The sequence below is a fragment of the Peptoclostridium acidaminophilum DSM 3953 genome, assembly GCF_000597865.1.
GTDB lineage: Bacteria > Bacillota > Clostridia > Peptostreptococcales > Peptostreptococcaceae > Peptoclostridium_A > Peptoclostridium_A acidaminophilum.
The window spans coordinates 885076-903620 of the sequence record NZ_CP007452.1 but is presented as its reverse complement, the minus strand read 5'-3'; the positions used below and the strand labels follow the sequence as shown (position 1 = coordinate 903620).

General features: G+C 44.2%; 14 protein-coding genes and 2 other annotated features. Of the genes, 1 reads left to right on the top strand and 13 read right to left on the bottom strand.

The annotated features are described in order from the left end of the window. Positions 1-62: 62 nt before the first annotated feature. The 11 genes from EAL2_RS04480 to thrS form a co-directional block, all read right to left on the bottom strand. A complete protein-coding gene (locus EAL2_RS04480) occupies positions 63-2510 on the bottom strand; it encodes a DUF3656 domain-containing U32 family peptidase (protein WP_025435213.1) in 2448 nt (815 codons plus the stop codon). Positions 2511-2582: 72 nt separating this feature from the next. After that, entirely contained in the window at positions 2583-3107 is a 525-nt protein-coding gene (gene zapA / locus EAL2_RS04475) for a cell division protein ZapA (protein WP_025435212.1), read from the bottom strand. A 115-nt stretch (positions 3108-3222) separates the two neighbouring features. After that, positions 3223-5622 (bottom strand): phenylalanine--tRNA ligase subunit beta, encoded by a 2400-nt coding sequence (gene pheT, locus EAL2_RS04470; protein ID WP_025435211.1) that lies wholly within the window; start codon positions 5620-5622, stop codon positions 3223-3225. A gap of 33 nt (positions 5623-5655) precedes the next feature. After that, the gene (gene pheS / locus EAL2_RS04465) at positions 5656-6675 is read right to left on the bottom strand and encodes a phenylalanine--tRNA ligase subunit alpha (RefSeq protein WP_025435210.1); all 1020 of its coding nucleotides are present in this window, start codon (positions 6673-6675) and stop codon (positions 5656-5658) included. Between the two features lie 59 nt (positions 6676-6734). Then, positions 6735-6966: a binding site (T-box leader), on the bottom strand. Positions 6967-7002: 36 nt separating this feature from the next. Further along, positions 7003-7806: a TrmH family RNA methyltransferase gene (locus tag EAL2_RS04460; protein ID WP_025435209.1), complete on the bottom strand. Its 804-nt coding sequence runs from the start codon at positions 7804-7806 to the stop codon at positions 7003-7005. A gap of 1 nt (position 7807) precedes the next feature. Next, complete coding sequence (locus EAL2_RS04455) at positions 7808-8461, bottom strand: potassium channel family protein (protein WP_025435208.1); 654 nt, start codon at positions 8459-8461, stop codon at positions 7808-7810. A 14-nt stretch (positions 8462-8475) separates the two neighbouring features. Beyond that, on the bottom strand, positions 8476-9831 hold the full coding sequence (locus EAL2_RS04450) for a TrkH family potassium uptake protein (protein ID WP_330375803.1): 1356 nt from the start codon (positions 9829-9831) through the stop codon (positions 8476-8478). A 175-nt stretch (positions 9832-10006) separates the two neighbouring features. After that, entirely contained in the window at positions 10007-10366 is a 360-nt protein-coding gene (gene rplT / locus EAL2_RS04445; RefSeq protein WP_025435206.1) for a 50S ribosomal protein L20, read from the bottom strand. A 30-nt stretch (positions 10367-10396) separates the two neighbouring features. Beyond that, positions 10397-10594: a 50S ribosomal protein L35 gene (gene rpmI, locus EAL2_RS04440; RefSeq protein ID WP_025435205.1), complete on the bottom strand. Its 198-nt coding sequence runs from the start codon at positions 10592-10594 to the stop codon at positions 10397-10399. A gap of 24 nt (positions 10595-10618) precedes the next feature. After that, positions 10619-11137, bottom strand: coding sequence for a translation initiation factor IF-3 (infC, locus tag EAL2_RS04435; protein WP_456299449.1), 519 nt, complete (start codon positions 11135-11137; stop codon positions 10619-10621). Between the two features lie 258 nt (positions 11138-11395). Beyond that, entirely contained in the window at positions 11396-13315 is a 1920-nt protein-coding gene (gene thrS, locus EAL2_RS04430) for a threonine--tRNA ligase (protein ID WP_038601763.1), read from the bottom strand. Between the two features lie 67 nt (positions 13316-13382). Next, positions 13383-13606: a binding site (T-box leader), on the bottom strand. Positions 13607-13732: 126 nt separating this feature from the next. Here thrS and EAL2_RS04425 point away from each other — a divergent pair. Further along, positions 13733-14452 carry a RelA/SpoT domain-containing protein gene (locus tag EAL2_RS04425; protein ID WP_158408892.1) on the top strand — a complete coding sequence of 240 codons (720 nt, stop codon included), beginning with the start codon at positions 13733-13735 and terminating at the stop codon, positions 14450-14452. Between the two features lie 62 nt (positions 14453-14514). Here EAL2_RS04425 and EAL2_RS04420 read toward each other — a convergent pair whose 3' ends face one another. Together EAL2_RS04420 and EAL2_RS04410 are read right to left on the bottom strand one after the other, a co-directional pair. Beyond that, the gene (locus EAL2_RS04420) at positions 14515-15114 is read right to left on the bottom strand and encodes a DUF445 domain-containing protein (protein WP_025435202.1); all 600 of its coding nucleotides are present in this window, start codon (positions 15112-15114) and stop codon (positions 14515-14517) included. Positions 15115-15692: 578 nt separating this feature from the next. Then, positions 15693-18539 (bottom strand): type I restriction endonuclease, encoded by a 2847-nt coding sequence (locus tag EAL2_RS04410; RefSeq protein ID WP_025435201.1) that lies wholly within the window; start codon positions 18537-18539, stop codon positions 15693-15695. Positions 18540-18545 lie beyond the last annotated feature (6 nt).

Genomic DNA, 18545 nt, shown 5'->3' with positions numbered 1-18545 from the left:
AATCAATCCATACTATATTTAATATACCCTGTTTCATTGAATATACTTATATCCCGCCTATTCTACTCAACGCCCCTGTAATAGTGGCCTTTTGTTATTCCTTTAGCCTTGAGAGTGCTGTAAACCTCCAGCGCCTCATTGTCAAATCTGAAACCGTTTTTAATGGTGCTTGCATAGGCTTTGACTATTTCAGCTGCAAGCCCCGGCTCCTCTAGCGATATGTCAACCCTGAAAGCATCTACCCCGCTAGTGTGCATCTCGTCTAAATGGTCGAGCATGCATATCGTCTTTGAATTGTATATGACGCTTCTGCATGAACCATCATTCGATACAGGGAACATCTCACCCTTTTGATCTTCTAGCATGTAGGCAGAGTCATTTTTGCACGCCGATTTGTTTCTGGCTTCACCGCATGAGCCGTCTAGCGTTCCTACCGGACAGTACTCGCTTATCATTAGCGGGATTCGGCCGTACGCCACTGCCTCAAGCTCTGCTCCTGCTTGGTTGCATTTTGCGATTTCTGATATTTCATCAAGCCTTAACTCCGGAGACAGACATACAGACTTGGCGCCAAATCCGCTTAATGCCATTACAGAAAATGAGTTAAATACATTCAGGCTGTAGTCGCAATGCGCCGATAGTCCATTCTCGCATGCCACCCTCAGCTGCCCGAGACTTCCCACTTGAAAATCAGCAACTCCCGAGTCCACGAGTCTTTTTAAAACCGAGTATTCGCTGCTTCTCATTATTCTTGGAAGTGAGCATACCAGCTTTATTCCTGCAGCCTTCGCAATTTCAAGCGCAGCTGCCATACCGCGGGGGTTCTCGTAATAAACTATGTCTATGTCTTCTGCGGCTGTCCTGCTTAGAACTTCTCTTAGCTGCTCGATATTTTTAAGCTTTATTCTGAGCTTCGGAGCACCTTTATATTTTGCTTTGCCGCTGCCTGCACCAGCCTCGTATATGGACTGCTCTCCTCTGGCGACTCTCCCGCTGTGCCTTATGGCCCTGAGTTTATTTAGCTTTTCGACGGCCTCGCGCCTCATTTCGTTTATCACGCTAACCGGCATGCTTATGCCTTCCTCCAAGTCCATTTGCAAATCGCTGAGGTTGTATGGTGTATTTCCCAGCTTTTCAAGTTGCTCTTTGACCTTCTGCTCCGAAATGCTCACCTTGAGGGCCTTCTCTGCAACCTTGCTCCCTTGGGCGCTTGCCGTATTTCCGTCGCAGTCTGCAAGAACCAGAGACGGGTATTCGCCGAGTCTAGCCTTAAAACTTGCGCTCAGACCGATTTTAATCGCCTCAATACCATTTTCATATGACAGCTCCGCACTCTTTAAGAGCCTTGAATTCGAGGTCTTATATATCTTTTCTCCGTCTGAAGCCTCGCCGATAAAATCAATTTCCACGCTTTCCCCCGCACTGGCATGATCCTTAACTAACGCTCCTTTAAGTATCCTGCCCACGCTCACTCCGATACTTAGTCCATCACCCTTTGAAAGCTCATCCTCAAGCTTTATGCCGAGCTTTTTTCTCTGCCTGTCGTAATAGGCTACTTCGCCCAGATATACTCCTGCGTTGCTCGGCTTGAGAGTATTGATTATCTGAGTATTTATTTTTCCAAACAGGTATCCCTTTGTAAAGCCCCTGTTGAATATGGAATACAAATCCTTTATATCCCATTTGTCAACAAGGATGCTTTCGCCCTGCGCATGCCTTTCAAGAGCTTTTTTATAAACTCTTGTGACTACGGCAACATATTCGGGCCTTTTCATCCTTCCCTCTATTTTGAGCGATGCAACTCCCGACTCCGCTAGGCTTGCGAGCTCCTCTGCCGTGCATACGTCCTGAGGGCTCATAAGGTAATTGCCTTTTGTATCAACCTTCGTGCCATCAGCTCTTATGAGGCTGTATTCCCTCCTGCACGGCTGGGCGCATCGCCCCCTGTTACCAGATCTTCCGCCTATCATGCTGCTCATGAGGCATTGTCCCGAATAACATATGCACAGGGCGCCGTGTACGAAAATTTCAATCTCCACGCTGCAGTTTTTGCAAATGTGAGATATCTCCTCGATTGAAAGCTCCCTTGAGAGCACGACTCTTGAAAATCCCATTCCCTCAAGAAGTCTTACATCTTCCAGGGAATGTGCGCTCATCTGTGTGCTTGCGTGTATTTCAAAGTCAGGCCAGTGCTTTCTAACAAGGCTCGCCATGCCCATATCCTGAAGAATCAATGCGTCCACATCTGCCTCGTACAGGAACTCTACGTACTCTGTGAACCTTTCCGTTTCAGCTTCCTTGACAAGTGTGTTGACAGTTAAATATACCCTGACACCTCTTAGGTGGCAGTATTCTATTGCCTTTAGAAGCTCTTCTCTTGCGAAGTTGCCCGCAAAAGCTCTTGCGCCGAACTCGCTCCCGCCCAGGTACACGGCGTCGGCGCCGTTTTGGACTGCCGCAACCATAGCCTCGAATGAGCCCGCTGGTGACAGTATCTCGATTTTTTTCAAAACATAACCTCCAGAAAATATTTCTATGTTAAAAACCTCCAGAAAGATTATCTATCATTCTGGAGGCCTTTTTTACGCTTCTTTTTCTAGGTGGACCACTTTCATCTGAAGCTGGTAGAGCCTGTTTTGGAAATCAGTGACTATTTCCTCGGCTTCCATAACCTTCTTTTCCTTTTCCTGCAATTCGTCCAGCAGCTGTTGTTTAGCCTGCTCCAGCTGCTGGACTTGCAGCTGGTATTGCTTTAGCTTCTCGTCGTATGACGAAATCTCTGTCTCAAGCTTTTCTATAGTCTGCTGCTTTTCATCAAGGGATTCTCCCATTTTTTCCACGACCGTGTGGGCAGCCTCAATATCCTCAAGCGGCACCTTTATCCTGCTGGCTATAGAATCAAGTTCATCCTTTTTCTTGAAAAGCTCGTTGGCTATGTTAAGTGATGTAAGAACTGCAGCCATCGCAGTGCTGAGCCTGTGGTTTGACCTCATTACTTCCTGCATTTTTTCATCTACAAAGCTGCCTATTCTTAACATGTGGTCCTTTGTTTCGCTGCCGCACATGTTGTATTCGTGTCCGTTTATTTTGATGCAAACCTTATTCACTACATCATCCCCTTGGCATATACTACTTATACCTTTAATTATATTTTATTTCCATTTAAAATTAAAGTCATTATTGTTATTATGCCAGATATTTTTCAAGAATATTGAGACGACTTTAGTCCCTTAGCTTTGCATCAAGCCTTGCTTCTATTTCCTTTACTATCTTGGAGTGTACTTTCTCCACCTCTTCATCCGTAAGTGTCTTCTCGTCGCTTCTGTATACTATTGTGTAGGCTACGGACTTGGAGCCTTCCTTGACCTGTTCTCCCCTGTATACGTCAAAGAGCTTGAAGCTTCTTGCAAGCCCCTGCGAGTTCTCGCGTATTATGTCCTCTATCTGCTTTACAAATACAGATTCGTCTACGACAATTGCTATATCCCTTTCTATAGATGGATATTTTGGCAGCGGCGAGTATGTCTTTGCGTCTCTTGACAGCGCAAGCATTAGCTCGAAATCAAGTTCTGCTATATATACTCTTTCCTTTATGCCATAATTGTCGAGCACATCCGGGTGAAGTTCTCCGAATGTTCCTATTGTATAACTGCCAAAGAGCACGTTTGCGCATCTTCCCGGATGGAATGTCGGGTGGTGTTTTTCAGGTGTTATTTCATACTTTGTAAGTCCTATCTTTTCAAAAAGACCTTCTACAACTCCCTTAAGCACGAAAAAGTCGCTGTCCTTTGAATAGATGCCTATGCACAATGATTTTTTCTCAACAGGTACAGCGCCGTCTGCAGTTGCAAAAGTGTTTCCAAGCTCGAAACCGAAGAACTCCTCGACTTTTTTCGAATAGTTGGTACTTATAACTTCCATAATGTTAGGTACAAGCGTTGTTCTCATAACGCTTGTCTCTTCTCCCAGCGGATTAAGCAGCTTCATGAAGTTGTTTTTTATGGAAGTTTCCGGCAGATTTATTTTTCCCACGCCTTTTGGACTTACAAATGAATATGTCAGAATCTCGTTGACACCCATGCCTGTAAGCGCATCCTTTATGCTGTCCTCGAAGCGCTGACCTATTGTTTTAAGTCCCATCGTAGTTGTACCGTGTATCATCTTCGAGCTTATATTGTCATATCCGTACATCCTTGCTATTTCTTCTACCACGTCAGCGTCAATATCCATGTCAAGCCTGAAGGAAGGCACTGCTATATGGATCGTATTGCCGTCCAGGCTGCATTTGAACTCGAGCTTTTCGAGCATTTTGACCATCTCTGACGGCTGTATGTCTTCGCCTAGCAGCTTATTTATCCTTTCAGCCGAAACAGATATAGTCTTCTGCTCAGCCCTGTTTTTGTAGTTGTCGGCATAGCCGCTTAGAACAATGCCCGATTCAGTCTCCTCTATGAGCTGCGCAGCCCTGTTTAACGCCAGCTCCACTCTCTCAAGGTCTATTCCCTTTTCAAACCTGGATGATGCCTCCGATCTCAGGCCCAGCTTCTTGGACGTGGCCCTTATGCTGTCCTTTGCAAAATTGGCGCTTTCTATTAGTATTGTTGTGGTTGTAGCGTCAATTTCAGAATTGGCTCCGCCCATTACGCCTGCAAGCGCAAGTCCCTTTTCCCTGTCTGCAATCACAAGCATGTCATCCTCAAGTTCTCTGTCCTTGTCGTCTAGGGTTACAAGCCTTTCGCCGTTCATCGCCTTCCTTACAATTATTGTGTCGCCGCTCACCTTGTCCCTGTCAAAGGCGTGCAGTGGCTGGCCAGTTTCAAGCATGACGTAGTTGGTTATGTCTACTATGTTGTTTATAGGCCTCATGCCCGCCTCTATAAGGCTTCTTTGCATCCAGTATGGAGACGGCTTTATCACTATGTCCTTTACTATTCTGGCCGCATATCTTGGGCACAGCTCGTCTGACTCTATGTCTATGTTGAAGCTTATCTGGCCGCCCTTTTCCGCAACTTCAATCTTTGGATATTTCATCGCCTTGCCGGTTGTCGCCGCTACTTCTCTTGCTATTCCAAGCATTGAAAGACAATCCGGCCTGTTTGAAGTTATCTCAAATTCTATTACTGCATCGTTTATTCCCAGGAACTCAAGCGCGTCTTTTCCTGCTATGTCGCCTTCTGAGAGCTTGTCCTCCCAGTCGATTATATATATGCCGTTTCTTTTGCACTCCTCTATCATATGCTCTGGTATTCCAAGCTCCTGAGCCGAGCAGAGCATGCCCTGGGAAAGCTCTCCCCTTAGTTTGCCGGTCTTTATCTTGAGTCCGCCTGCAAGCACAGCGCCATCAAGAGCAACAGGCACATAATCGCCCTCGCATACGTTCTTGGCTCCAGTAACTATCTGAAGCGTCTCGCTGCCCACGTTAACCTGGCATATCACAAGCTTGTCTGCATTCGGGTGCTGCTCTATTCTTTCTATTTTTCCCACTGCTACATTTTTGAGCCCTTCTCCCGGAAGCTTTACAGCTTCAACCTTCGAGCCCGTCATTGTCATCATGTCCGCTAATTGTTTTACATCCGTATCTATGTCAACATAATTTCTTATCCACTTTAATGGCGCTAACATTTAATTTCCTCCCTTGGCTTTAATATGGAATACTTAGAACTGGTTCAAGAACCTCATGTCATTTTCGAAAAGCAGTCTTATGTCGTCTATCTCGTATTTTAGCATTGTTGCCCTGTCAACGCCCATGCCGAATGCAAAGCCGCTATATTCCTCTGGGTCTATGCCGCAGTTCCTTAGGACATTTGGATGAACCATTCCGGCTCCTAGTATTTCAATCCAGCCTTCGCCCTTGCACATTGAGCAGCCCTTGCCGCCGCATTTGAAGCATGTCACGTCTACCTCTGCGCTTGGCTCGGTGAACGGGAAGTTGTGAGGCCTGAACTTGATTTTTGTGCCCGGTCCGAAGAATAGCTCTGCGAAAGCCTGAAGCGTACCCTTAAGCTCGGCCATAGTTACATTCTTGTCTACCACAAGGCCTTCGAGTTGGTGGAACATAGGCGAGTGAGTAGCATCCGGAGTATCTGATCTGAAGCACCTTCCAGGAGATATGATTCTTATAGGCGGCTTCATGACCTGCATGGTCCTTACCTGAACCGGTGATGTCTGTGTCCTAAGCAGCATGTTCTCGTCAAAATAGAATGTGTCGCTCATGTCCCTGGACGGGTGGTTCTTAGGCGCGTTGAGAGCGTCGAAATTGTTGTGTACCGTCTCTATTTCGGGGCCTTCCGCCACCTTGAAGCCCATGCCTGTGAATATATATTTAAGCTCGTCGAAAACCTGAGTTATGGGATGCCTTCTGCCTATTCTTATCTGCTTTGAGGGCATTGTAACGTCGAGAGTTTCTGCAGACAGCTTAACCAGCTTTTCTGCATTTTTGAGCTCGCCTTTTTTTGCTGAAATAAGCTCCTCGAGCTCCTCCCTGACCTCGTTGGCAATCTTGCCTATAAGAGGTCTTTCCTCGTCAGAGAGGTCCTTCATGCCCTTTAGTACAGCCGTTATTTCCCCCTTCTTGCCCAGAGCGTTTATTCTTATGCTCTCAACCTCTTCTATGCTTACGCAGCCTTTTATGCTGGAAGCCAGTTCTTCCTTAAGTGCCAATAGCTTTTCCTTCAATTTTTTTCACCCTTTCACAGTGTTTTATGAAATCCCAATAAAAAAGCCCTTCATCTCAATTTAGAGACGAAAGGCTTATGCTCTTCGCGGTACCACTCTAATAGCCCTGCAGTTTTATGCAACAAGGCCACTCCAAGGGCGTAACGCGCACCCCACGTCAAGGCTTACTAAGGTTCAGCCCTGATGCTCAAAAGCGAACTTCTCCGAAGCTTCTTGGGAGCGCTTGCAGCCTGCGGCAGCTCCTCTCTTGTTCAAAAATGCATCGGATACTCTCTTTTTCATAGCATTTGATTTATCAATTTGCTGTAATTATAACATATAGCATTTTTATTTACAATATATGAATCCTGCTATCCTGTACATTAAAATTCCCGCAGCAATAGCTGCATTAAGCGACTCAGCGCTACCGTATATGGGTATTTTCACATGCACGCCCGACTCTTCTAGAATCCAATCCTCTATGCCGCTGCCCTCGTTTCCTATGACAAGAGCCGTCTTTTGGGGAAACTCGATTTCATCATAGTATGTGCTAGTATCGAGCATGCTCGAGACCAGCGTAAAGCCACTTTGCTTTATAAGCTCCACAGCCACCTTGCTTTCGTCTGCAAACAAGAGCTTCATATTAAACACAGAGCCCATGGTGGATCTGAGCACCTTCGAACTGTATGGATCCGTGCAGCCCTTGAGCAGCACAACCACATCAACCCCTGCCGCATCAGCAGTCCTTATTATGGTCCCCATGTTGCCAGGATCTTGTATCCTATCAAGCACGAGCGCGAATCTTGCTTTTGGCAGCTCGGCTTCGAGAGTGTACTCTTTAGCTCTGACTACCGCGACTATCCCCTGCGAATGCTGGGTATCAGTAAGCTCATCAAACAGGGCCTTTGTCACTTTGAATATATTAACTCCGCCTTCGCTCAGGTGCATAAGAAGCTGCTCGTGCCCATCATTCCTGAGATAATCCTCAATGAACATCACAGTTTCAACCTCAGCCTCGACTTCGAGTGCCTGCTTTATTATCCTGTGGCCCTCGACTATAAACTTCTTTTCCAGATTTCTGTGCTTCTTTTTCAGAAGTGACTTTACATACTTGAACTTCTCGTTGTCCTTACTCTTTATCTCAATATACATTTTATTCCATTGCCTCTATCTTGTTTATGACGTCGCTCCTGCCAACTACAACCAGAATGTCGTCACCATTTAAAACCTTGTCGGCTGGCGGAGATATCGTTATTCCATAGGGATGCTTGACCGCCATTACGTTTATGCCAAGCTTAGCCCTCAAATCCAAGTCCTTCATGGTTTTTCCAACCCATTTTCTCGGAGCAACTATCTCCACTATAGAAAAGTCCGGAGACAGTTCTATGTATTCAAGCACATTCTGCGAAACCAGATTGTGGGCAACCTTGACCCCCATGTCCCTTTCAGGGAAAACAACCTTGTCAGCTCCAATCTTGTAGAGCACCTTTGCCTGCATCTCGTTTTGAGCCTTGCAAAGCACGTACTTGACACCCAATTCCTTTGTCATCAGCGTAGCCATTATCGAAGACTGTATGTCCGAGCCTATACTGATGACGGCCGTGTCGAAATTCCTTATTCCCAGTGATTTAAGAGTCTTCTCGTCAGTGGCGTCAGCCTGGACTGCATATGTTACAAAGTCAGATATGCTTTGTATTCTTTCCTCGCTCCTGTCCACCACCATGACCTCCTGCCCGAGAGCATAAAGAGTCCTTGCAAGCGAAGCACCAAACCTTCCGCACCCTATTACTGCAAACTGCCTTTTCATGGTATATCCCCTTTCTACCCTACTATCACTTTGCCTTCAGGATATTTAATCAACGTCTTTTTCTCTCTGCTGGCAAGGGCTATTAGTATAGTAAGCGCTCCAACCCTTCCTGCAAACATTGTAAATATAAGCACCAGCTTCCCTATAACTGTAAGGCCTGATGTTATTCCCAATGTAAGCCCGACTGTTCCAAATGCCGATACCGCCTCAAATAGTATGTCCAAGAAGTCGAATTTCTCAGTAATATTCAGTATCATGGTTACAGTGACTACAAGAGTCATGGCAAGTCCGAAAACTGCCAGCGACTTGGTTACGGCTGAATACGATATATTCCTTCTGTAAATTTCCACATGCTCCCGGCCTTTTATGAGAGTTATTATCGCAATCACCAGCAGTGCAAAAGTGGATGTCTTTATTCCACCAGCCGTAGATGCCGGCGATCCCCCAATGAACATGAGTATAATTGTTAGAAGCTTTGAACTGTCAGTCATGGCAGCAAGGTCTATGGTATTGAAGCCTGCCGTTCTCGGGCTCACGGACTGAAACAGAGCCGCCAACACCCTGCCCTTTGCCGAAAGCCCTCCCAGTGTAGACGGATTGCCTGATTCAAACACAAAAAACAGCACAAATCCTGCTGCTAACAGTATCGAAGTCATTGTCAGCACTATCTTAGAGTGGAGAGCAAGCCTTTGTGCTTTTCCTTTTTGCAGCACATCGGCAATAACGGTGAAGCCCAGGCCGCCAAGTATTACAAGTGAACATATTGTCAGGTTCACCGTAACATTGTCTACATACGGCACGAGTGATCTTCCATTTCCTGTTAGATCGAATCCCGCATTGCAAAATGCCGATATGGAGTGGAATGCTCCATAGGCCAGGCCTTTGGCAATCCCATTTTCCGGTATGAAAACGCTGGCAAGCAGCAGCGCACCTGCGCCTTCTATTATGAATGTGCCAAAGAGTATATGTCTTGTCAGCCTGATAAGACCCGCAAGGTCATTTTGGTTTAGCGATTCTTGTATTATAAGCCTTTCGCGAAGAGATATCTTCTTGCCCAAAAGCATGGAAAAAAGTGTCGCCAAGGACATGAAACCCAGCCCACCAACCTGTATCAGGCCTATTATTACTACTTTCCCAAAATTGGTCCAGTATGTTCCCGTGTCGACAACTACAAGCCCTGTAACGCATGTGGCCGATGTGGCGGTAAAGAGTGCATTAACAAAGCCTATGCTCTTGCCGCTCTTGCTTGCAAAAGGGAAGTTTAAAAGCATCGCGCCTAAAAGTATTGTAATCGCAAATCCTACGACGACTATCTGCGCCGGCGAAAGCGCCTTTGCCTTTTTCTCCCTTTTCTTTATTATGCTAGCCAATCATTTCACCTCTTATTGTCAGAGATATATTATATGTAGATTAAAGACGCGGCGTTTAAACTAAGTTTAATCTTTGAATTGCCTCTTATTCTAAATGTTAACGCTATACAAAATATATAACACAAATAAATAAAAAACAAGCCTCCGTTTTATTTAAGAGGCTTGCATATTTTATTTATGCGTTAAGCTTTTGCTTTACAGTTTCAACAAGCTGCTTGAATCCTTCTGGATCATGTATAGCCATTTCAGACAGCATTTTTCTATTTATGTTAACGTCAGCAAGCTTAAGGCCGCTTATGAATCTAGAATATGACATTCCGTTCATTCTTGTTGCAGCATTTATTCTTGTTATCCAAAGCTTTCTGAAATCTCTTTTCTTAAGCTTTCTGCCTACATATGCATGTCTAAGCGCCTTAAGCACAAACTCGTTTGCTGGTCTGAAGAGTTTACTTCTAGCACCTTTGAATCCTTTTGCAAGCTTTAGTATTTTTTTATGTCTTCTACGAGTGTTAACTCCTCTTTTAACTCTTGCCATGTCTTTTTCACTCCTTTTTAAAAACTAATATTAAAGATAAGGTAATAGAACAGCTATTCTCTTCATGTCGCCGTCGCTTACTATGCCAGCTTTTCTAAGATTTCTCTTAGTCTTAGCAGATTTTTTTGTAAGGATGTGTCTCTTAAACGCTTTATTTCTCTTGAGTTTACCAGTTCCTGTCTTTTTAAATCTCTTAGCTGCTCCTCTATGAGTTTTCATCTTTGGCATGCTAATTTCCTCCTCTCAATTGTCTTACTGGTTTTTTGGTTCAAGTACTGCAACTAAATTATTTCCTTCAAATTTTGGCTTACTCTCATAAACACCAAAATCGGATAGCATTTCAGCAAACTTCTCAACTATCTCAAGACCGTGCTCTCTGTGTCCTAGCTCTCTTCCCCTGAACCTGACAACAACCTTCACCTTGTCTCCCTTTTCAAGGAACTTGGCGGCCATTTTAGCCTTGGTTTCAAGATCGTGTCCTTCAATCCTCGGTCTGAGTCTTATTTCTTTAATTGTTATAATTTTTTGATGCTTCTTGGATTCTTTTTCCTTTTTGGCAAGCTCGTATTTGTACTTGCCGTAATCAATAAGCTTACAAACCGGAGGCTTCGCTCCAGGCGAGACTTTTACAAGATCCAGATTCTTTTCATTTGCAATTCTCTGTGCCTCTTTTGTTGCCACTATGCCTAGTTGCTCGCCAGTATCAGATATGAGTCTTACTTCCTTGTCTCTTATCTGTTCATTGATTTGTAGATCCTTAATAATGAACACCCCCGATTCCCATTATATAACCATAAAATATAAAAGCGGATAGCAAAAGCTATCCGCATATACACAAAATACATCTTCTTCAGCAAGCATCAAATAGCCTGCACCGAAATAATTCAAACTTGTGTATTGACCCTGCTGCCCTTGGTGCAAGGTGAGAAGCGGAAGCTCCTACTTTATTTTCAACATTTATAATCATACCACCATTTTTACGTCTTGTCAACAAATTAAGGATGCAATAATTAAATTATTGCGTCTGGTTTATTGCTCATTCATAGTCTTGCTTTTATCCTCTTGCTGCACCATTTCAATAAAGTCAGCTGTTTCCATCGCGCCAAGCTCGCCCTTGTCCCTTGAGCGTACTGACACATTGCCCGATTCAGCTTCCTTCTCGCCGACTACAATCATGTAAGGCACCTTTTCAAGCTGTGCTTCTCTTATCTTGTAGCCTATCTTTTCCGCCCTGCTGTCTATTTCCACCCTTATCCCCTGAGAGAACATGTCCTCGCGCAGCTTTTTGGCGTAGTCAAGGAACTTGTCTGATATAGGGAGTATCTTAACCTGAACCGGAGCTATCCATACAGGGAACTTGCCTGCAAAATGTTCTATGAGTATGCCTATGAACCTTTCAATGCTTCCAAACGCAACCCTGTGTATCATGACCGGTCTGTGCTTTTCTCCGTCGCTTCCCACGTATGTCAGGTCGAACCTTTGAGGAAGCTGCATGTCAAGCTGTATTGTGCCGCACTGCCATGTCCTGCCTATGCAGTCTTGAAGGTGGAAGTCTATCTTAGGTCCGTAGAAGGCGCCGTCGCCTGCGTTGAGCTTGTATTCAAGTCCCATTTCTTCGAGGGCTTCCCTAAGTCCGTTTTCAGCTATTTCCCACTCCTGGTCTGTTCCCATGGAATCTTCAGGCCTTGTAGAAAGCTCGACATGGTACTTGAAGCCAAAAGTCTTGTATACATCGTCTATAAGCCTTGCTACGCCCTTGATTTCGTCCTTTATCTGCTCTGGCAGCATGAATATGTGGGCGTCGTCCTGAGTGAACGCCCTTGCCCTCATAAGGCCGTGAAGCGCTCCTGAAAGCTCATGCCTGTGGACTCTTCCTATCTCGCCAACCCTTATTGGGAAGTCCCTGTATGAATGCATTCTGGACTTGTATTCAATCATTCCTCCAGGACAGTTCATAGGCTTTATGGCATAGTCCTCACCGTCTATCTGAAGTGTGTACATATTCTCCTTGTAGTGATGCCAGTGGCCTGATGTTTCCCAAAGCTCCTTGCTTAGTATTATAGGAGTCTCTATCTCGACATAGCCAGCCTTAGTGTGTACATCTCTCCAGTATTCAAGCAGCTTGTTTTTGAGCACTGTGCCTTTTGGAAGAAAGAATGGAAATCCAGGGCCGACTTCTGAAATCATGAACAACTCAAGCTCCCTGCCAAGCTTCCTGTGGTCTCTTTTCTTGGCCTCCTCAAGCATATTGAGATAGTCATCCAGGTCTTTTTTCTTCTCGAATGATGTGCCGTATATCCTCTGGAGCATCTTGTTCTTTTCGTCACCTCTCCAGTATGCACCTGCAATGCTGAGCAGCTTGAAAGCCTTTACCTTTTTAGTAGAAGGAAGGTGTGGTCCCCTGCACAGGTCCACAAACTCGCCCTGCTTGTAGAATGAAATGACAGAGTCTTCCGGAAGATCTCTTATAAGCTCGACCTTGTAGTCCTCTCCCATTTCCTGCATCAGTTTCATGGCTTCCTCTCTCGGAAGCGAATAGCTTTCTATCTTAAGGTCTTCCTTTGTAATCTTTTTCATCTCTGCTTCAATCTTTTCAAGTATCTCTGGAGTCACTCTCTCCTCAAGATCTATATCGTAATAGAATCCGTTGTCTATTGCAGGCCCTATGGCAAGCTTTGCATTCGGATACAACCTTTTAACAGCCTGCGCAAGAATGTGCGAGCTTGTGTGCCTGAATATCTCCTTGCCTTCCTCGTCATCAAACATCAGGAAGTTGACTTTTGAATCCTCTTCCAGCTTGTAGCCAATTCCGACTTCTACTCCATTGACCACGCCTGCTATTACGTTCCTTGCAAAGCCTTCGCTTATTGAGCTTGCAACTTCATACAGAGTTGTGCCTTTTTCAAATTCCTTTACAGATCCGTCTTTTAAAATTACATTTATTCCCATGCGATTACCTCCCAATATATATTTTGCGACTTTTTTACGAAAACAAAAAACCCTTGTCCTAAAAAATACATAGGACGAGGGTTCTACTCGCGGTTCCACCTAATTTGGCCGCCAATTAGCAGGCCATCTCTTTGCCTTTAACGCTGACATGCGAAGACATTTTCACTGACGCTACTAATGTCCCTGCTCCAAGGCAGTTTTCAAACGTCCATAACTAAAGGTGCTTTCAGCCGGTGGCGCCTTCTCTCTTTTGACTGGGAACGCTTTACTCTTCCTCTTCAAAGCAGTAGCTTTTTGGATTTGTATATTAAGGTAAATATATAATCAAATTCAGCTTTTGTCAATACTATCTTTTTTGGTTTAATCTAAAGTTTTGGGTATAGTTATCATATATATTGTATGTCCGAGGTGAATGTCATGGATAAAAACGAATTCTTCGAAAAGTACCACCTAAGCGACTCTCTGCTCGATAAAGCCGGGATATACTGGGAAGATCTCACGTCCATATATGAAAGCTATGTGGGCACCTTAAGCGAGCTTGAATATGCCGCCGAATACCTGTCTTCTATGCTTATGAAGGCGCCCAAGGCTCATTCTGTTAAATTCAGGATAAAAGAGCCAGAGCATCTGATAGAAAAGATAATACGAAAAAAACTGCACAGACCCGAGCTCTATATAGACAAGCTCAACTACAGCCAAAAGGTCACAGACCTAATAGGCGCCCGGATAATCCACCTTTTCAAAGAGGAGTGGGATGTCATAGACGACTTCATCAAATCAAAATGGAGCCTCTTCGAAAAGCCTCATGCCAATGTGAGATCGGGCGAGCCCAATGCAATCATCGACGCGTTTGAAAAAAGAGGCTGCGAAATCATACCCCACGATCTGGGCTACCAGTCGGTTCATTATGTCATAAAGCTCAATTCAGGCAAAAAGGATGCCTCTATTCTTGCTGAAATTCAAGTCCGAACAATATTTGAAGAAGCCTGGAGCGAGATCGATCATCAGATGCGGTATTCCACCCACACAGACAGCCCTGCAATACAGGATTACCTTCGAATACTCAACCAGCTTTCATGCGCAGCAGACGACATGGGATCGTTCCTTCTAAGATACAGAGATACGCTCAAAAAATAAGTCCGCCGAAGAAATTCAATCCGGCAGACTTATTTTTTTGAATTTAATATATGTTGCCTACTCTACATGAAATATACAACTATAACCCCTTGAATCAAGCCTATCAAAAGGCCCAGAACCCCGCCAAGCACCTCTATGTGCTTTAGCTCTTTCTTGGATATGCTTATTATGATTTCCTCCAGCTTTGCAAGGTCGAAAGCGTTTATCTTTTCCTCAACCATGTTGCCGAGCTTTATCCTTGAAGTGGCCCTGTGCACAAGGTTCTGGCTCAGATCCTCAATGAGGCCGCCAGCCTCCTTCTCAACAGTGTTGTCTACATACTCTCTTATCATAGATTTGAGCGTGGAAGGTATGATCGAAGGGAGCTTTTCGTCTATTATAAGCCCTATTCTGAGCTTTATGGCTTTTATTATGTTGGCCTTGTCCTCTTCCTTGATGACCTTGTCTACTATCTCCTCTATTGAAAGCAGCTCTCTTTCTACTACGAGGCCTATTGAATGTGCTATCTCCTCGCGCCTTTTGGGAATCAGCCCCCATATTGCAAATCCCGTAAGAGGAATCCTAACAGGCCTGATTGGCCTGAATATGAGCTTTATTGCAAGTACATTCGTAATCCACCCAATAACTGCGCCCACTGCGCCCAGAAAAAAAATCTTCTGCATTTCTTCACCCCCATTATTTATGTGGCTTTATCTTTATATTGTATAATACTACAAATAGAACTATCGCGTCCATATGCACATTTATACTCATAAAAATACCCGGAACTCTCGTCCGGGTATTAAAAATCCGATATTTTTTAGCCGCAGCTTCCGCCACAAGAGCCGCATCCAGATTCAGGCTGTATTTCCGGTACTACTCTAAAGCCTGAGCCCATCGACTCTACTGCGAATCCTCCAAACTGCTTTACAACATCGCTTTCAACAACGAAAGTGACATTGTTGACAGTGTTTACTTCATCGTTTTCCTTTTGCTCATCCAGAGCAAGTCCAAAAGTAGGGCCGCCTCAACCCATTCCAGCAACATATATCCTTACATTGCCCGGCTGGTCAGGATTTTGTCCTATGACCTCAAGTATAGTGTTTACAGCTGCGTCATCTATAGTTATTTTCAAACTAATCACCGCCTTGTCAAAAATTAAATTTACTTAATCTCACTATATCATCAGCCGTTTATTATGTCAATTTTTTATTGCAATGTCGGATTGCATAAGGCAAGTCTATAGTTGCTTTAGCAAAACCTATTTTTTATCACGCTTTATGAACTCCTCTATGCTTATTTCTTTTACTTCAACTATGTTTTCGAGTGTGCTGTAATTTCTCACTGTAAATTCGAAAAGCTGGTTTGCCAATATTGCTACCGACTCTTTCTTAAACCTGTTGCCGTGCCTTACCGCGATGAGCTTCCTGATGCCATCCTTTATCGTGCCTATTAATTCCTCTTGTATTGCCCATTTTGGCACAAAATTCTTCTCCACCAGCATGGATATACCTGTGTTGATATCTACCGCAACATCAAGCTGCTCCTCCTGCGAACAGTCCAGCCAGTGCGAGATTATGTCGAGAACTTGCAGTGCCTGAACCGGCACCCCCAGCTTTCTGGCCCTCATCATTTCATCCTCGAAATCCTCCTTCAAAAAACCTTCGAGCTGCTGCACCCGTTTTATCCAGTTGTCATGGGTATCTACCAGTATCATTTCAAGTTTTCTCAGAAGCTTGTCATGCAACTCCATATCCTTGCCTATATTCAGCTCTATGGCTGCCCTGAGGGCATTTTCCATAGAATAAGCCCTGGACGCATTCCCGAGCATTGACATTTTGCGCTCAAAATTACTGTCATATATGCTAATTGGGGTCATTATCTCATACAACTGCGAACTAGTTGCATATTCACTCAAAAGCCTGCGGGTAGAGCGCCCCAGAAAATCCATATCCAGACTTCCTTGCGGCGAAAACGCGGCCTTTATTTGAGCCCTCAAAGAAGAGAGCTCTTTCAAATATTTTTCATATTCCGGCGAATCCTCTTCACCTGCTATCTGTTCTACAAGAGCCGCATAACTTCTGTAGGCCTTCTCAAAGTCGGCCCTTTTAGTTTCGGATTCCATCAGCTTTATTATCCTGTCAGCCTCGTCAATACCAGTTCCCTCAAGTATAGTATTGATTTCCTCCTGAACGTCTTTAATCTCCCTGTATACAGCCTCGTATGGCACCGCAAAATCTCCATATTTTCTGACAGCGTTCAAAATCCAGCTGCTGCTGGCTTCACTTGAAATATCGAAAAACATAAAAAACTCTTTATAGGAATACCCCGAGCTTCCCATTGCAACTGCCCTTAATATGTCTTTAGTCTCACTTAGCACCTTGTCGCAGTATACAATCGCAAGATACGGCTGCTCGATGTATCCCGGTACAACCTGGTCTGTAACCAGTATGCCCGTTTTGTCGATTTTAAGCGGCTCCCTGAAGTCCTTGAGCAGGTTTGCTTTTTCCAGCTCGCTCATTGTTGAGCTAAGCTCCTTTACTGTTATGTCGCAGCCTGGAGTCTCCGAAATGATTCTTCTTAAAGTCCTGAAATATTTGCGCGCCGCCTGTTCATCCTCGCAAAGCACGCACGCCTTGAACTCCTGCGGATAAATCACATTCATGTAGTGGTTGAATATCTTTTGTATCTTGTCTTCGATTGGCAAGGCTCTGTAGTCCCTTGAGTCCCTTACCAGAGTTTTTACGATAGCGTCGTCTTCAAGCGCACTGGCTGCGTCATACGAGCATGCATCCTCTTCAAAAATACTCCTCAATTCCTCATCCAGAAGTTCCTTTGGCATGTCTGAAACAGCCATAAAAACTCCTTTTTTGAAATATTGCTTGAGTTGCTTTGCTTTATCTGCAAATTCATCCAGGCTGTCAAAAATAAAGACTACATTGTCAACTCCCGAGATATCCTCTGCATATGATTTGACTGCAATCTCGACGTCTACATCCATGCCGTCACTTATTACAATGCAGGTATGCTCATCTGTTGCGTCCATGCTGGTTCTGACAAATTCTCCAAATTTTCTAATCAGACGTATGTTCTCTTTTGAAAGGGGTATGCTCCTTTCTACACGTTTTTTTATGTCACTCCGCTTTGTAAGCACACATATCCTCCATTTTCTGAATATGCTGCTGTTTGTCATCCTAAGCAGTGTGTGCGTTGCGATTATACCGTTGTCTGTTCCGTAAAAACTCTGCGCAAGAGTGTTTTTCGAGTAGGCTGCATTGTCAAAGAGCCTTTCTACAGTCTTGATATGCTTAAAACTGCAAACACGTTTTCTCCTGTTGCCGCTTTTAAGGTCGTACTCATACCATATGTGGTTTTTGATTATATTTACCAGCATGGCTTTTTTAAAGGGCTCGAAAAACTCATCCGTGTCTGCCAGACCGCAGTATCTCTTGAAATTCACACACCTGTCAGTAACGGTTCCTACATACGCATTTTCTCTTGTCATGATTATGCAAAGCATGCTGCACGCAGAAATCCCTCTTGACGAATAGAGCTCCGAAAACAGCCTCTTGTAAACATCCGACTTGTATATCCACTCGTCAGCAACTATGTTATGTGAGCTTTTTCTTTTTTCAAACATGATCATGGGTATGCCGTTGATAAAAATCATTGTGTCATATTCCGTTGTTTTTCCGTCAATTGTTATTTTGAAACCCTCGCTGACAATGAACTCGTTTTTTTGAGGTTCTTCAAAATCTAAAAATTCAACTTTTCTTTGAACGAGCCTTCCTGCTTCATCTCTGCTTTCAATGCTTATTATATGATTCACCATTATGTCATACATAGACTCATTTAATGCGTCAAGCGATATATTCTTATCCTCCCGCGGAGATTCAATCCTTTTAATAGCAGCTGCAATACTCTCACTGTCCATCCAGGGATTGAGCCTTTTGAGTGATTTTTCAACACGCGGTTCCAGCATAAAGCTTTCAAAAGATTTTCTTTCGCCATTTTCAGGGGTTAGCAACTCTCCTGGAATATGTAAATATCCATGCAGTTCCTCAAGTTTTTTACACACATCCATTCTATTAGAACTATTTTCAGCCATAAAAAA

Bases quoted from the DNA above. Each gene is read 5' to 3' on its own strand.
- pheT (WP_025435211.1), bottom strand. From the start codon at position 5,622: ATGTTAGCGCCATTAAAGTGGATAAGAAATTATGTTGACATAGATACG.
- EAL2_RS04460 (WP_025435209.1), bottom strand. From the start codon at position 7,806: ATGTATATTGAGATAAAGAGTAAGGACAACGAGAAGTTCAAGTATGTA.
- EAL2_RS04455 (WP_025435208.1), bottom strand. From the start codon at position 8,461: ATGAAAAGGCAGTTTGCAGTAATAGGGTGCGGAAGGTTTGGTGCTTCG.
- rplT (WP_025435206.1), bottom strand. From the start codon at position 10,366: ATGGCAAGAGTTAAAAGAGGAGTTAACACTCGTAGAAGACATAAAAAA.
- rpmI (WP_025435205.1), bottom strand. From the start codon at position 10,594: ATGCCAAAGATGAAAACTCATAGAGGAGCAGCTAAGAGATTTAAAAAG.
- thrS (WP_038601763.1), bottom strand. From the start codon at position 13,315: ATGGGAATAAATGTAATTTTAAAAGACGGATCTGTAAAGGAATTTGAA.
- EAL2_RS04425 (WP_158408892.1), top strand. From the start codon at position 13,733: ATGGATAAAAACGAATTCTTCGAAAAGTACCACCTAAGCGACTCTCTG.
- EAL2_RS04420 (WP_025435202.1), bottom strand. From the start codon at position 15,114: ATGCAGAAGATTTTTTTTCTGGGCGCAGTGGGCGCAGTTATTGGGTGG.
- EAL2_RS04410 (WP_025435201.1), bottom strand. From the start codon at position 18,539: ATGGCTGAAAATAGTTCTAATAGAATGGATGTGTGTAAAAAACTTGAG.